This window comes from Marinobacter changyiensis (genome assembly GCF_009193265.1).
Taxonomy (GTDB): domain Bacteria; phylum Pseudomonadota; class Gammaproteobacteria; order Pseudomonadales; family Oleiphilaceae; genus Marinobacter; species Marinobacter changyiensis.
This window is the reverse complement of the sequence record NZ_VZZZ01000004.1, coordinates 341,163-355,522: the sequence shown is the minus strand read 5'-3', so window position 1 is coordinate 355,522 and position 14,360 is coordinate 341,163. Positions and strand designations below refer to the sequence as shown.

Below are 14,360 nucleotides of genomic sequence, written 5' to 3'. Positions count from 1 at the left end.
TGGTTCAGGAACCCTCAGTAACGCCGAAACGTTCTTTGGTAATTCGGTTCTTCTGGCCGGTATCCCGGCTGACGGTTGACAACTCACCGGTTGGGCTGCGGAACACCGTACTAACCAGGTTTACCGAGCGGTCATCGTAAGTAATTCGTGAGGCAACCTCAAAAAATCGGGTTTGAAGAACAAGCCCCTGAGGCTTGAGTCCCAGCCCGGCAAATTCCGGTAACGCCAGAAAATCCTGGATGTTCTCAAACCTTTCTTCCTGGCGTTGCAACAACACAGATTCGATCTGCGCTGCTGTCAGTTCAGCATGCAGCGACTGCAACACCGGCCCGGTCGCCATATTAACATTGATACCGAGCCCCGCCACCGGCAGCGCTGCTACGTGTGGCATCAAAGCCTGATATTCTTCCTCGGTAATACCTTCAAGTAGCCTGAGTTCACTTACACTCTGAAAGGGCTGATTGGCCGCCCGATACGGCGGATCCTGCATCAGGTACTGGCCGTCTTCGGCGCCGTAAGCATTGACCGTCTGATCGTTTGCGTCAATCCAGTCGATCACTACATTGACGTTGAGGTTGGTGAGGCCCAGCACCACAAACAGTTGCTCAAGGCGATCACGAGCCAACTCATTGACCGCGCCGGATGAATCCACCAGGTCATTGAGATTGATCCGGCCCCCCAGATCGTCGACCTGAATCTCGACAATGCCATCATCCAGCGGCAGCAAGGCGGAATATCGCGCCCAGAACTCGTCCGGACTATCGACAAAGAGGTTGTTTTCCTTGTCTTCCTCGAAGTCCCTGAACAGAATCTGCTTTGCGAAGGCCTCCGCGCCCAACGCGATGCTGTAGCCCTGGTTCTGGGCGAGGTAGTGACCGGCCTTATACACCCTTACGCTTTGGTGTTTTGTCATTCCCGTGGCCAGCATCACAATCAACGTCATGGCCAGCAATACCATAATCAGGGCAACACCGCTTTGTCTAGCACCTGGGTGAGGCATCATCATTGCGGGTTCACCGGTTGCTCGGCAGGCGGTTGCGAGGTGTCATCACCTGGCTCTTCCTCCAAATCATCCGCCGGAGTTTCGAGCTCCTGATTGAATTGCGCAACCGCACCCTGAGCTCCATCCACGTCGAAATCCGGCAGTGTATAAAGCCGCGTCAGCTCTCCGAATCGCTCATGGGTGAGGGATATTTCGATGCCCAGAGGCAACGGCAGCCGGGGCGCACTCGATTGACCGTCCCCTGCCGTACTGTCCGTGTTTTCCGGCGGCCACTCGTCTACCCAGTCCCGTTCGGCATTCATAAAACGAATCTCGAACTCCGTGATGTCTGACAACAACAGCTGGTCTCGGCTCTCTTCTTCCTGACCTTGATCCACCATCACCCAATACCGGCGTCGCAGTTCCTCCCCGGTGTATTCATAGGCACTGCGCTGCAGCTCGCTGCGCCTGGAACCAAGGGGGTTACGCCAGCCCTGGCGGGTCATTACCAGCTCGTAGGCATCGTCCCGACTGCTCAAGGCTGGAGCAAAATCACCGTAGATGTTACGCACAGGACGATTAACCACCTGGGTAATATCCCGACTCATCAGCAGAAATGCTTTCTGTAAACCCTCGAAGTCTGTCGCTACCTCGTCAACCCTGTCCCGTGAGATGATCACACTGGATATCACCTGCCAGACCCCAAGGCCTATGACCGCCGTGATCGTGACGGCAATCAATACTTCCATCAGAGTGAAGCCGGACTGCGTGCGAAGCCTGGGTGGATGAGTCATCGGCCCAATTCTCCGATAAAGCCCGAGAGCGTGTGGACCGGCCTGGATTCATCGCCGATGCCCATAAAGCGCTCAACAGTGACCTCCACACGGCGGATCGTGGGCTCTTCTGTATCAATCACCTCCGAGATCACGAGCCAGCGATACTCGCCATAATCCAGCTCATTGGCGTTCTCCCCGACGCCTGGAAATTCTTCGCTGAGTCGTAATTCGTTCATGCGATTTTCAGCAATCCAGGCGGCCAGGGTTTTATCACGGATGCGCTCATAGCTGTTGATGTACTGGCTGCCCACTTCAGACGCGGCGCCAGCAATAAGGCCGAACACCAACAAGGCAATCAGAACTTCGATCAGCGTGAAGCCGGCTGAAGGGCGGCGGGGAAACGGCATGCTGCAATTCACAGGACGTTCTGCTCCTGTCCAGGGCCGATCCATTCGATGGCATCCAGGCCATCAGACTGCAACCGGTGCAGAGCATCCCGTTGCTGACCGATGGAAAATTCCAGCTCGAAGGGGGTGGTCTCACCGCTTGAGAAAAACACAATACCGGGTCTGAGCTCATCTTCGGCGCTGGCCAGCCTGGGGACGTCACTTTCTATAAAAGGCGTGACCTCTGCCCACTCCGGAAGCGTGCGGGCCCGGAACAGACGCTCGGATTGCCCTGCCCAGCGTCCGCTCTGATCATTGAAAACGACGAATCTATAGGCATCATCGTCGAGAATCAGGCCCAGTTCCTGATTATTGAGAATGGCCTGCTCCGAAGCAGTCTGCATCAGCAGGTATAATTCACGAACGGTATTCTCCAGCTCCCGCCGTTGAGTGCCGCCGCCGAGATTTACAATGGCAAGGGCTGCCAGCAACCCCACCACAATGAGGACAACCAGAATCTCGATCAGGGTAAAACCCGATATTGGTCGCCTGAGTTGCACGGAAGATCAGCCCTCGGGATCCCAGACACTGATATCGGCAGCATCCCCATCACCACCTTCCTGTCCATCGGAACCGTAGGAATACAGATCATAGGGACCGTTGGAGCCCGGGCTGATGTATTCGTAATCCCGGCCCCAGGGGTCTTCCGGTACGCTTTTCAGATAACCGTCCGGGTTCCAGTTGCGCGGCTCGGGACTGCCGCCAGGCTCGGAAACCAAAGCCTCAAGGCCCTGCTGCGTCGAGGGATAGTGGCTGTTGTCGAGTCGGTACAGATCAAGCGCATTGGCAATGTTGCTCATCTGGGTTTTGGCGACGGTGACCCGGGCCTGGTCACTGCGCCCCATGATGTTGGGTGCCACGATGGCGACAAGAAGACCGAGAATTACCATGACCACCATGATTTCGATCAGGGTAAAGCCGCGTTGTGCTGTTGCGTGTTTCATCATCTTGGTTCTCTGTTTTCCTTTAGATTAAAAATGGAACGCCCTAGCCTACAAGATTACTCATATTCAGTATGGGTAACATGATAGCCAGCACAATAATCAGTACAACGACACCCATGATCAACAGCATCATCGGCTCGAACAGACCGACAATGGCAGCGATTTTGGCCTGCAGGGTATTTTCCTGCATCCTGGCTGTTCGCTCCAGCATGCTGTCCAGCTCACCGCTGGCTTCGCCGCTGGCGATCATATGCAACATCATCGGGGGAAAGTACCCAGTCTGGTCCAGCGAGCGGTGCAGACTGCCGCCTTCACTCACCCGCTGGGCTGCGCCCCGTAGTTCCAGGCGCAAAAAATCGTTCGAAAGCACTTCCCCCGCTATGCGCATGGCTTCAACCAGCGGCACGCCACTGGTCGTCAATATGCTCAATGTACTGGCGTAGCGAGCGGTATTGACCCCCCTCACCATCCCCGAAAACAGGGGCATATGCAGCAGCATGCGGTGAAACCGCAACCGGTTGGACTCTTTGCGCAATGACCACCGGAAAAAAACCACGGCCAGTACAATGCCGATAAAAAGGTAGACACCGTAACTACCGAGAAATTCCGACATGACCAGCATGCCCTGGGTTAGTGCTGGCAACTCCTGGCCTTGTTTGACGAACACTTCAATGATGTCCGGCACCACGTAGGTGAGCAGGAAAACCACGATCGCAATCGCCACGAAACTCAGGATCATCGGGTAGATGGCCGCCAGCTGGATTTTCTGCCGCGCCTCTTGCCTGCTCTCGGTGTAATCCGCCAGCCGGTTCAGCACCAGATCAAGATGGCCTGCATGCTCGCCGGCTGCCACTGTGGACCGGTATAGCCGGGGAAACGCGCGGGGAAATTCGCCCAGACTGTCGGCCAGGGTATAACCCTCCATCACCTTGGCGCGGATAGCAATCAGCATGCCTTTGATGCGGGGCTTATCAGATTGTTGTGCCGTGGCTGACAAGGATTGCTCAATGGGAATGCCCGACTGTATCAGCGTTGCCAGCTGGCGGGTCATCAATGCCAGGTCGGCCGCACTGAGAGTACCGCGGCTACTGAGTGGGCTGGCTTTGGTCCGCTTTTCGGCGGCGGGCTCCACCGCCAGTGGCGCCAGGCCTTTTTCCCTCAACTGCTGCCGGACAGCGCGCGGGCTGTCCGCTTCCAGCACGCCGTGTTTCTGCTTGCCTCGCGCGTCCAGAGCCTTGTAGTCAAATGCGGGCATTGCTTAGCTCCGGTGAGTCACTCTGAGAACTTCTTCCATGGTGGTGACGCCATCCAGAATTTTGGTTACGCCATCCGAGTGAATGCTGGGGCCAGATTTTCGGGCTTCGTGCTCGAGTTCAAGCTCTCCAGCGCGCTTGTGAATCAACGAACTCAGCTCCTCCGAGACCTCCACCACTTCATAGATACCGATACGGCCCCGGTACCCCAGATGATTGCAAATATCACAGCCGGTAGCGCGATAAATGGTCGGCGCTGCCGCAGTGTCCTGCTGGAGGAATTCGCATTGTTCTTCAGACGGTGTGTAAGGTTCCTTGCAGTCATGACACAGAACACGGACCAGGCGCTGGGCTACGATACCCACCAGGCTGGACGAGATCAGGAAGGGTTCAATGCCCATATCCATCAAACGGGTAATCGCACCAACCGCAGTATTGGTGTGCAGGGTGGATAACACGAGGTGTCCTGTAAGACTGGCCTGAACCGCGATTTCAGCGGTCTCGAGATCACGGATCTCACCGATCATCACCACATCAGGATCTTGGCGCAGGATAGCCCGCAAGCCCCGGGCAAACGTCATATCTACCTTCGGGTTAACCTGAGTCTGGCCAATCCCGGGAAGGTTGTATTCGATAGGGTCTTCAACGGTAAGAATGTTGCGGCTGCGGTCATTGATTTCCTGCAAACCGGCATACAGCGAGGTCGACTTACCAGAACCGGTCGGGCCGGTGACCAGAAGAATGCCGTAAGGCCGGTGAATCATCTTACGAAGGCTTTTGAGGTCCCGCGGCGCCATGCCCAGAGATTCCAGCCGAATGTTTCCCGCCTGTTTATCCAGTAAACGAAGTACGATGCGCTCACCATTGGATGACGGCATGGTGGATACCCGAATGTCTACTTCCCGCCCGGCGACCCGCAATGAAATGCGGCCGTCCTGAGGCACCCGCTTTTCGGCGATATCCAGCTTGGCCATAACCTTGATTCGCGACACCAACAAGGGTGCCAATGCCCGTTTCGGCTGAACCACTTCGCGCAATACGCCATCGACCCGGAATCGCACCACCAGCCGTTTCTCATAGGTTTCAATGTGAACGTCCGAGGCGCTGGATTTGACAGCCTCCGTAAGAATGGCGTTGATCAAACGAATGATCGGCGCGTCGTCTTCCTGCTCCAGAAGATCCGCGGTTTCAGGCACCGAATCCGCCAGTGATGCGAGGTCCATATCATCGCCAATGCCTTCGACCATCTGCATGGCTTCGGTAGAATCATTCTGGTAGGCCGCATTGAGGGCTTCGTCAAAAGCACCCGGATCGATGGGGGAAAAACGCGCACGGCCGCCACTGACCCGATTGGCTTCCGCCAATGCCGAGTGCACTGCGCCAGGCCGCACCAGAACAATCGGCTCACCGCGATCATCCCTGGTCAGGATTACACCGTTGCGTTTGGCAAACGTAAAAGGTAAACGACCCAGCGGGGCATCCTGCAGCTGGAGATCAGATTCTGTGGTCAACGTAATCCTCGTCCATTTCACCCGTCAGGGCTTTGTTGAAAAACACTTTTGCAGAGGCTACCACAGCAAGGCAAAAAAAGACTGGCAAACCGTCATTTCGACAGGACAAAGCGAGCAATTTTCAACGCCGCTGCAATACGGTCTGGAAAAAACGTCAAAAATGACTACCATGCGATACCTGATATCTGCAAAACAGGCCCCCTATACTGCACTTAAATCTGCTACATTGTAGTTTGAACTACGGACGGATTAAGGAACCCAATGTCTGTAAATGCCACCCGGTTTCCCCTGATTGCCGCTGTTCTCATTGCTCTCTTGATGACCTTAACGCTTGCGTGGCAGGGCTACGGCTTCTGGGTCCAGGAACAGCAACGCGCTGTCAACGCCCGCGCCGTGAATGTGGAAACATCCGCCACGGCGGCACGACAGAGGCCAAACGTGAGTCTGGCCACATTGAACCTGTTTGGCAATGCCGCCAGCAACCCCGGTGCGGAGGAAATAGACACCGAAAATCTGCCTGAAACTAACCTGCGCATCTTCCTTCGCGGCGTTCTTGCCTCCGACGGTGAATTTCCGGCGAGCGCGCTGATTGAAGATTCCAACAGCCGAACCGAAGCCTATATGGCAGGTAATGAAATACCCGGCGGCGCAACGCTCCGGACGATTCTGCCAAACCGGGTCATTCTCGAGCGTAACGGAAAGCTGGAAAACCTGTACTTCCCTGAAACCGACAACCAGGCCGGTTTGTCCGTCGCAGAAAGCCAGATTGCTGAGACCACAGCCAATCAATCGGATGAGACCTACGACTCCCGGTCAGACAGCACCAATGTACAATCCTCGTCACAACCGGCCTCAGACCAGCGTCGGGAAGAGATCAGACAACGGCTTGAACAGTTGCGCGAACGTCTGAGAAACAATAGCAACTGAGACCCTCCCCCTGGACGTCGTGAATGAGCCGGCCTCTCAAAGACCTGATCTTGAACCGGTATACAGCTTCAACGGTGAGGGCCCGTGGCTTATTCAGGATAGAAAGGCCAGCCGCATCGTTGACGCCAGCAGGCTTAGTCGTTGCGCTAGTGTCCCGTCTGGCTAATTCGTTAACCTACTGAGCCACTGAGGGCCTTGATAGCTAGGCGCGGTGGCGAAGGTTTGGTGGTTCCAAATCGAGACGGCGCAACGCGGCTATCAAGGCCCTCAGTGGCTCCCGAAGGGCGAGACGCTGAGGCCTCTGGCCGGTGTTGCCAGCCCTTGATGTGGAACCACCACACCTGCGGACTGGCGCCTTGGCCAGAGGCCTCAGCGTCTCGCAGTAGATTAACGAATTAGCCAGACGGGACACTAGTGGTCTGTAAAAGCGTTGATCCACTCCGGCACATCGTCAGCAAACCTCAACCATTCGCCCTGCTGCAACACCGCCAGACGCTTGTAAGGATGGTCGGCGCTGGAGTTATCGATCAGATGCAGTTCGTCCGCAAGGCCGACGCAATCCCTAACCAGATTGACGGTGCGCGGAATGCGGCCACGCAATTTAGCCTCCGGCACATTGTGGCCACCGGATATCACCCGGCAAGATACCCGTGCAACGTTCAGCTCCGGCGTGGCAAGGTGGAAATAAAATACCTTGATAACATATCCTGCAGCCTTTGCCTCGCCGACAAAATCCAGTTTTGAAGGATGGGAAAATACGGTCTCGAAGCAGAACGTCTGGCGTTCTTCCAGCAGGCGATAACGTTCCTTTTCCGCAATCAGTGCGGCCTCGTAACTGTGTTGTTCGGGCTGATCTGGCCAAAGACTACGGGCAATGTTATCGGCGTTGACCAGGGGAATCCGGTGTTTTGCCAGAAAGGTCTCGTAGAAGGTGCTCTTCCCTGAGCCATTACCACCAACCAGTAACCAAAGCTCAGGCGGCATCATCCCGGTCATAGAGTTTCTCGAAGGTTCCGTTCACGAAGCGGCCGATGGCCCGGCTCCCGTTTGGATAGAGTGCTTCCAGGTAACCTGCATGGGTCGTGGATGCCTGGTAGACGGTTCGATTGCGTTTGATGTCTTTTCCGAGCCTGCCAGAGTCACGGGCTTGGTCAACTTCCGCCCAGAGATTCTCGGACTCCAATGGCTCCGGTTCCACCCGCTCAACCCTGACCTTCTTCAGCCCCTGAGTAAGTGCCATCAGGTCCTCGGCGTTGACCTCATTGGCAATACTGCGGCCGATTTCAGCCCACAGTTCAATCTGTTTAGGCACCGAGCGACGCTGTACCTGGCCTTCCGCCGCTGCGTGGCGCACCAGCATTTCATCGAGCCGAACAGGAATGGACATAGAGCCTCCGTTTAACACAGACTTTCCCCAATCGTAGCGCCTTGCATCTTTTGTTGCAACTTGCTTCAGCCTGTAGGAGCGATTTCAATCGCGATCAGGTGCGCAGGCCCTCTCAAAGCTTCGCGACTGAGGTTGCTCCTACGGTTGCAGCAGCAGGCGCCCTAACCCCGAGGTGCGGGTAACCTGTCTTGCGACGGCCTGGTCGAACACGTTGTTGTCCGGCAGCAGCAGGCTGAACCAGTGTCTGGCGCGGGTGATACCGGTGTAGATCAGCTCCCGGGTCAAGACCGGATTGAGTTTATCGGGCATGACCAGACAGGTATGTGCGAACTCCGAGCCCTGGGACTTGTGGACGGTCATGGCATAGACCGTTTCCACGCCCTGCAACCGGCTGGGCAGTATCCAACGGATGCCGCCGCTACCATCGCCAGCGGCAAATGCGACCCGCAATACGGTTCGGTCAGGCTCGATGAGCTCTTTGCCATCTACCCATTGCCGGGCGGGCAGTTCCAGGGTAATGCCGATATCCCCGTTCATCAGCCCCAGGCTGTAGTCGTTTCGGGTCACCAGTACCGGGCGACCCGGGTACCAGCCCTCTGTGGCGCTGATCAATTTGGCGCGTTTAAGCGCATTGGCAATGGTGTCATTCAGCCCCTCGACACCAAACGGTCCCCGGCGCAACGCGCAGAGTAGCTGGAACTGCCCGTAGGCCTCAAGGGTCGAGCGGGCCCACTCATCGAAGCTGGCCAGGGGCTCCATCGTCTCCGGACGGGTTTGAGCCATATGCCTGAGGTAGCACCCATAGCCCACCGGAGGCGAGATTGTTTTATTCCCGACCAGCCGGTTCAGCCCCGCTTCGTGAAACTGCTGGGCACCGCCACGCACAGCATGTTGGCTTATACCCGATGCCGGATTCTGCCGGTCTATGTTGATCCGGACAATATCCCGGTAACCCTCGCTAAACACCTTGCGGACAGCGCTGGCTGCCATGGCGCTGGTTTCTGCAGGCTGGTTGACGGCGGCAGCCAACTGCCCGATACCGCTGGAGGCGTCAAACCGGTAGCTGGTGCGCAATAGCGTAATTACCTGGTCCAGCGGTCTGCCCTGCTCATCAAGCAACAGTGACGGGATTTCTGCACCGCTGACCGCTTCCAGCCAGCGCGCATTGTCACCGGTATAATGGCCAGCTATGGCACGCTGGCAAAGCTCGCCCAGCACCGCGCCAGCATCCACCGAGGCCAACTGGTCCTTGTCCCCCAGCAGAATCAGCTTCGCTCCGGCCGGCAATGCCTCCAGTACTCGTGCCATCATTTCGATATCGACCATCGAGGCTTCATCAATCACCAGCACATCCACCACCAGCGGATTATCCCGGTCATGACGAAAACGGCGGGAACCCGGAATGCTGCCCAACAGCCGGTGCAAGGTAGTGACCTCGGTGGGAATGGCCCGCCGGCAATGATCGGCATCCGGAAGACCGCTCAAGTCCAGCCCGGCCACCGCTCCGGCAATGGATTCATTAAGTCTCGCCGCCGCCTTGCCCGTGGGTGCGGCCAGCCGGATGCGCAAGGCCCGGGGCTCGGCGCTGGCATTCAGAGCCACGCTCTGCAACCCCGCCAGCAACTTGACCACCGTAGTGGTCTTGCCGGTGCCCGGCCCGCCGGTAATAATGCTGAAGCCATGGCGGGCAGCATTGGCACAGGCAACCCGCTGCCAGTCCGGACCCTCGGAACGGCTTCCGGCCGCTACCGGAAACAACGCCGCCAAGGCCCGCGCCAACGCTATTGCCGAGGCACTTTCAACATCGGCCATCGGCCCGGACTGAGCCATTCGTCTAGTCAATTGGGCGTAAATGGATTGTTCGTATTGCCAGTAGCGGCGCAAATAGAGTCGCAAGCCATCCCGCACCAACGGCGTGTTACCGGCGGCCTCGGAATTTGCACCGTCCGCCACCAACAGCGGGTGTTCGAGTACGGCCTGCCAGGCCGTCAGTGACACGTCTGCCAACAGTTCCGAGGGCAGCAAGGCGTGGTCACGGACTACCTGGTCCTCGGGTGGCAGCGACAGGGCGTCATCCAGCCCTGCCTGCCGCGTGGCCTCCAGATCCAGGCAGACATGGCCACGACCAAGCTGGTGGGACGCCAACGCCGCGGCCAGTAACAAAAGCGAGGAGGCAGGTTGGCCAGCATCGCGCGTTTCCCGGTCGAGGAAACGAACCAGAGCAGCGTCCAGAGCGCGCAACCAGCCCAGCTCCACCCACTGGTCCAGCAGCCGGAAGAGCTCACCGGTGTTGGCCAGCACTGCAGTTGCGGTCAGCGGTGGTTCAGCAGTCTCTGGCGCATCTTCCGGAGGCGCATCCTCGGGCAACAGGTCGTCAAAAAGATCTCTCATACGACCATCTCCGGCTCTGTAAGAACGGCATTTCTGAACAGTTGATCCAGCGCTTCGATCAGCTCCCTGCCCGGCCGGTCCAGGTGAACACCCGCGCTTTCGGAGCCGTTGCCCCGCAAGAACAGATATACCGCCCCGCCCACATGGTGGTCGTAATCGTAATCCGGCAAGCGTGATTTGAGCAGGCGGTGGAGTGCGAGCAAATAAAGCGCGTACTGCAGGTCATAGCGCTTCTCGCTGACGACCCGGGCCATGGCCGCGGGCGTATAATCCTCGTCAGTCGGTCCGATGTAATTGGACTTGTAGTCCGCCACGTAATAGCGCCCCTCGTGTTCAAATACCAGGTCGATAAAGCCTTTCAGCATGCCATTGATAGTCATGTCATCGGCTGCAGGCCTCGAGGTATCTTCGAGGGCATCGAACTCCCGCAGCGTGTGGCGGGTAACCAGCGCATCCAGCGCCCGGGTCGTCACTCCGCTGCTGGCAAACCAGAATTCCAGCTCTGGGATGGCCTGAGTCAGAGCCGCAAGGGCAACCCGCGGCTGGCAGCCATCGGGTTGAACCGGCAACGGCAACTCTCGCTGGACAAAATCTTCGGTCCAGTTAGCCAGAGGTCGGGCCCAGGCTTCCCAGCCCCAGGCTGCGCAACGTTTCTCAAGGATGCCGAGAAAATCCTGCTGATGCTCCGGGGACAGCCCAAAGCCCGCCCGGTTTCGCCACTCCAGAATGCCGTGCAGAAAGGTCCCCGGACCGGCACCACGATAAAAGCCGTGAATACGGCGCTCGGTTTCAGCCGGTCGCTTCAGGACTGGCTGGTCTTGGGTCCGGTCTGCCTCACCCTCTTCATAACGACGCTCTGCGGCCGGGGTTTCGGCCTCCAGATTGCCCGGCGGCATGCTGGATAAAGGCAAACTGATGTTGTAGCGGATAGCAGAGTAGCTGGCGATCCACCAGTCCTCCCTGGCCCTTCGCTCCGGAAGGCGAGCTTCACCAAGGTGAGCAACTGGCGGTGGCGTATAACGTTCACTTGTGGCTACTGGCAGTTCGGTCACGGTCATGACCGACGAGCCTGCCACCATTTTCTGGAGGCCCTCTGCCACGGATGATTGGCCGTCGAGACCCGCCAGATAGCCCAGTGCACTGCGTTGCTCGTCGCCGCCGATATCACAGGCGCCCACCCAGGTGGCGTAACGGGCTCTGGTCAGCGCCACATAGAGTTTGCGGATATCTTCCCCCAGACGCTCCCGATCTGCCCGGGCCAAAGTGTCCTCGTCCGGATCAAAGGTTACCTGCAAGTGGCCGCGCTCATCGTGCCACGAGACAGTTTTGTCCTTCTTGTTGGCGGGCCGGCAGCTGGTTGCAAACGGCAGAAAAACCAGGGGGTATTCCAGGCCCTTGGACTTGTGCACTGTCACCACCTGGACAAGATCTGCATCACTTTCCAGTCTCACCTGCATGGCGTCGGTTTCCTTGCTGGCGTCTGCAATCATCTCTGCCAGCCGGCGGATAAGTGCCTGCTCGCCATCCACCTGCTGACTCTCCTGCTGCAGCAGCTCGGCGATATGCAACACATCGGTCAGCTCCCGTTCGCCACCGCCCTGATGCAGTAACCGCGCAGGCACGTCAAGGTCGGTCAGGATACGGCGAATCATCGCCAGCACACCCTGAGCCTGCCAGATCTGGCGCAAACCCCGGAAACGTTCGATTTCATCTTCCCACGCCAACTCATTACTGCGCAGATGATCCAGTCGCTGCCAGCTCAGGCTGAGCGTGCTGGTGGCCAGCGCCGTGCGAACCAGACGATCCCTCTCCGGCTCCGCGCAGGCAGACAGCCAATGAAGCAGATCTGTCGCTTGCAGGGTTTGCAGCACCGAGCCCCGATCCGACAGATAAACACTCTTTACGCCCCGTGTACTGAGAGCCGCCCGCACTGCCTGCGCTTCGGCACCCTTGTTTACCAGCACTGCAATATCGGAGGATTGCAGCGGTTGAAAATTCCCGGCCTCATCTCTGAAGCCCGCTTTACTCTGTATTCCGAGGTTCAGCAAGCGCACAATTTCGCTGGCACAAGCTTCGGCCACTGCGCTATTCACATCGTCTTTTTTAGCTTTATTGCCGTACGTCCAGAAGCTCATGGCCGGCAGCTCAAAGCCGTCGCCGCTGTCAGGTAGAACAAGAGTTTCTTTCCGGCCTTTGGCGTCAACTGCCACAAACGGCAACGGATTCTCTGCGTCTGTTCCGGCTTGCTCAGGGCTGCGGAACAGAAATGCACCTTCTGGCCGGGTGGTGTCGCCATGGCTGAACACCTGATTGGCCGCCTGCACCATGGCATGGGAGGAGCGAAAGTTCCTGGGGAGAGTGACATGCCGCCCGGCGGTCGCTTGCCGGGCCTGCAGATAGGTATAGATATCCGCCCCCCGGAAGGCGTAGATCGCCTGCTTGGGGTCGCCGATCATAAAGAAGCCGGTATCCGGCCGGTTCTCTTTAACCTTGTAAATGCTATCAAATATCCGGTATTGAACCGGATCGGTGTCCTGAAACTCGTCAATCATCGCCATTGGAAACTGCTGGCGGATGGTGTCAGCCAGATGTTCGCCACCCTCTCCCTGCAGTGCGGTGTCCAGGCGGGTCAGCAGGTCGTCAAAGCCGAGCTCGGCACGGCGCTGCTTTTCCTGCTCCATGCGCCGGGCCACCCAGTGCGTCCCATGCACCAGTAAAGCCTGTTCCGGCACCGGCACCAGGCGCTGATTATTCAGCTCGGTGACTGCGGCGATGAGCGGATGATCTGTCGGCGCCGGCTCGGCTTTCCAGGCCTCCCCGATGCCAGCGGCGGACAAGCGATTCCAGGCAGCGTCTGTTAGCGGCGGCGGGTCCATGGAATCGGTTTCGGTCCACGCCAGTAGCGTGTCCAGCCAGCCCTGGAGAGTCGGAAGCCTGAGCTTGCGACCGTCAAAGGCTTTCTTTGCCTGGGCCTGCTGACAGAGATCCAGAAAGTCGGCGGCCTGTGACGGCAACCCCGGGTGGATGCGGTCGAATACCCGCCGACGCTCAGCCACCAGTTTGTTAAGCAATGCATCGGGAGCCTCCTCGCCCCCGGTCAGGTTGGCTTGCAGTTTAAGCAGCGACTTGAGTTTGCCCTGCAGGTCGTCGGGGGATTTTACCGCGCTGAGGTAGGCTTCAACGGTATCCTCATGCAGAGGTGTGACAAAGGTGCGCCAGTAATCCCGGACCACCTGCCCCAGCAATTCACTCTGATCAGTCTCCAGGTTCTGGTTGAACAACCCGCCGCTATCGAAGGCGTGCTCTTTCAGCATCCGGTTACACCAGCCGTGGATGGTATGGACGGCCGCTTCGTCCATGGATTCCGCCGCCAGTTGCAACAGACGCGCCTGAGCGGGCCATTGCTCCGGCGAATACTCGCCCCGTAGCTGCAACAGCGGGTCCTGCCCGTCGGCATCACTACCAATCGCTTCAGGACCAACACGGAAGGCAGCCGCAGCCTCGGTCAGTCGCTTGCGAATTCTGTCCCGGAGTTCCTTGGTGGCGGCTTCGGTAAAGGTGACCACCAGGATATCCCGCGGTGTCAGCCTGCGACCGGTTTGGGCAATATCCCCGTGACCTAGCACCAGCCGAACGTAAAGCAAGGCGATGGTGAAGGTCTTGCCGGTACCGGCACTGGCTTCGATCAGTCTGCTGCCCTGCAGGGGGAACGTCAGCGGATCAAGGCTTTGATTGCTCGCCAT

13 protein-coding genes are annotated in these 14,360 nt (G+C 58.0%); 2 read left to right on the top strand and 11 right to left on the bottom strand.

What is annotated here, in order from left to right; all coding sequences use genetic code 11:
• Positions 1-4: 4 nt before the first annotated feature.
• Genes gspK through gspE form a run of 7 tightly spaced genes read right to left on the bottom strand, consistent with a single transcriptional unit; the run spans position 5 to position 5,912 of the window.
• The gene (gene gspK / locus F6Y09_RS12780; protein ID WP_246180521.1) at positions 5-1,006 is read right to left on the bottom strand and encodes a type II secretion system minor pseudopilin GspK; all 1,002 of its coding nucleotides are present in this window, start codon (positions 1,004-1,006) and stop codon (positions 5-7) included.
• Positions 1,003-1,776: a type II secretion system minor pseudopilin GspJ gene (gspJ, locus tag F6Y09_RS12775; protein WP_152207306.1), complete on the bottom strand. Its 774-nt coding sequence runs from the start codon at positions 1,774-1,776 to the stop codon at positions 1,003-1,005. Before gspJ ends, gspK begins: the two co-directional genes overlap by 4 nt.
• Positions 1,773-2,165, bottom strand: coding sequence for a type II secretion system minor pseudopilin GspI (gene gspI, locus F6Y09_RS12770; protein ID WP_152207305.1), 393 nt, complete (start codon positions 2,163-2,165; stop codon positions 1,773-1,775). Before gspI ends, gspJ begins: the two co-directional genes overlap by 4 nt.
• An 8-nt stretch (positions 2,166-2,173) precedes the next feature.
• Positions 2,174-2,704, bottom strand: coding sequence for a type II secretion system minor pseudopilin GspH (gene gspH, locus F6Y09_RS12765; protein WP_152207304.1), 531 nt, complete (start codon positions 2,702-2,704; stop codon positions 2,174-2,176).
• Between the two features lie 6 nt (positions 2,705-2,710).
• Positions 2,711-3,148, bottom strand: coding sequence for a type II secretion system major pseudopilin GspG (gene gspG, locus F6Y09_RS12760; RefSeq protein ID WP_152207451.1), 438 nt, complete (start codon positions 3,146-3,148; stop codon positions 2,711-2,713).
• A 43-nt stretch (positions 3,149-3,191) separates the two neighbouring features.
• On the bottom strand, positions 3,192-4,403 hold the full coding sequence (gene gspF / locus F6Y09_RS12755; RefSeq protein WP_152207303.1) for a type II secretion system inner membrane protein GspF: 1,212 nt from the start codon (positions 4,401-4,403) through the stop codon (positions 3,192-3,194).
• Between the two features lie 3 nt (positions 4,404-4,406).
• A complete protein-coding gene (gene gspE / locus F6Y09_RS12750; protein ID WP_152207302.1) occupies positions 4,407-5,912 on the bottom strand; it encodes a type II secretion system ATPase GspE in 1,506 nt (501 codons plus the stop codon).
• On the opposite strand from gspE, the gene F6Y09_RS12745 reads away from it, so the two are divergent.
• The gene (locus F6Y09_RS12745) at positions 5,905-6,144 is read left to right on the top strand and encodes a hypothetical protein (RefSeq protein WP_152207301.1); all 240 of its coding nucleotides are present in this window, start codon (positions 5,905-5,907) and stop codon (positions 6,142-6,144) included. The two genes, gspE and F6Y09_RS12745, sit on opposite strands and share 8 nt — an antisense overlap.
• A gap of 29 nt (positions 6,145-6,173) precedes the next feature.
• Entirely contained in the window at positions 6,174-6,839 is a 666-nt protein-coding gene (locus F6Y09_RS12740; RefSeq protein ID WP_152207300.1) for a type II secretion system protein N, read from the top strand.
• Positions 6,840-7,250: 411 nt separating this feature from the next.
• Here F6Y09_RS12740 and F6Y09_RS12735 read toward each other — a convergent pair whose 3' ends face one another.
• From F6Y09_RS12735 to recB, 4 genes are all read right to left on the bottom strand, one after another.
• Entirely contained in the window at positions 7,251-7,835 is a 585-nt protein-coding gene (locus tag F6Y09_RS12735) for an ATPase (protein WP_246180520.1), read from the bottom strand.
• Positions 7,813-8,226, bottom strand: a complete 414-nt coding sequence (locus tag F6Y09_RS12730) for a TA system antitoxin ParD family protein (RefSeq protein ID WP_152207299.1) — start codon at positions 8,224-8,226, stop codon at positions 7,813-7,815. The genes F6Y09_RS12735 and F6Y09_RS12730 overlap by 23 nt, the downstream gene beginning before the upstream one ends.
• A 138-nt stretch (positions 8,227-8,364) precedes the next feature.
• Positions 8,365-10,617, bottom strand: a complete 2,253-nt coding sequence (recD, locus tag F6Y09_RS12725; protein ID WP_152207298.1) for an exodeoxyribonuclease V subunit alpha — start codon at positions 10,615-10,617, stop codon at positions 8,365-8,367.
• Positions 10,614-14,360, bottom strand: coding sequence for an exodeoxyribonuclease V subunit beta (recB, locus tag F6Y09_RS12720; RefSeq protein WP_152207297.1), 3,747 nt, complete (start codon positions 14,358-14,360; stop codon positions 10,614-10,616). Before recB ends, recD begins: the two co-directional genes overlap by 4 nt.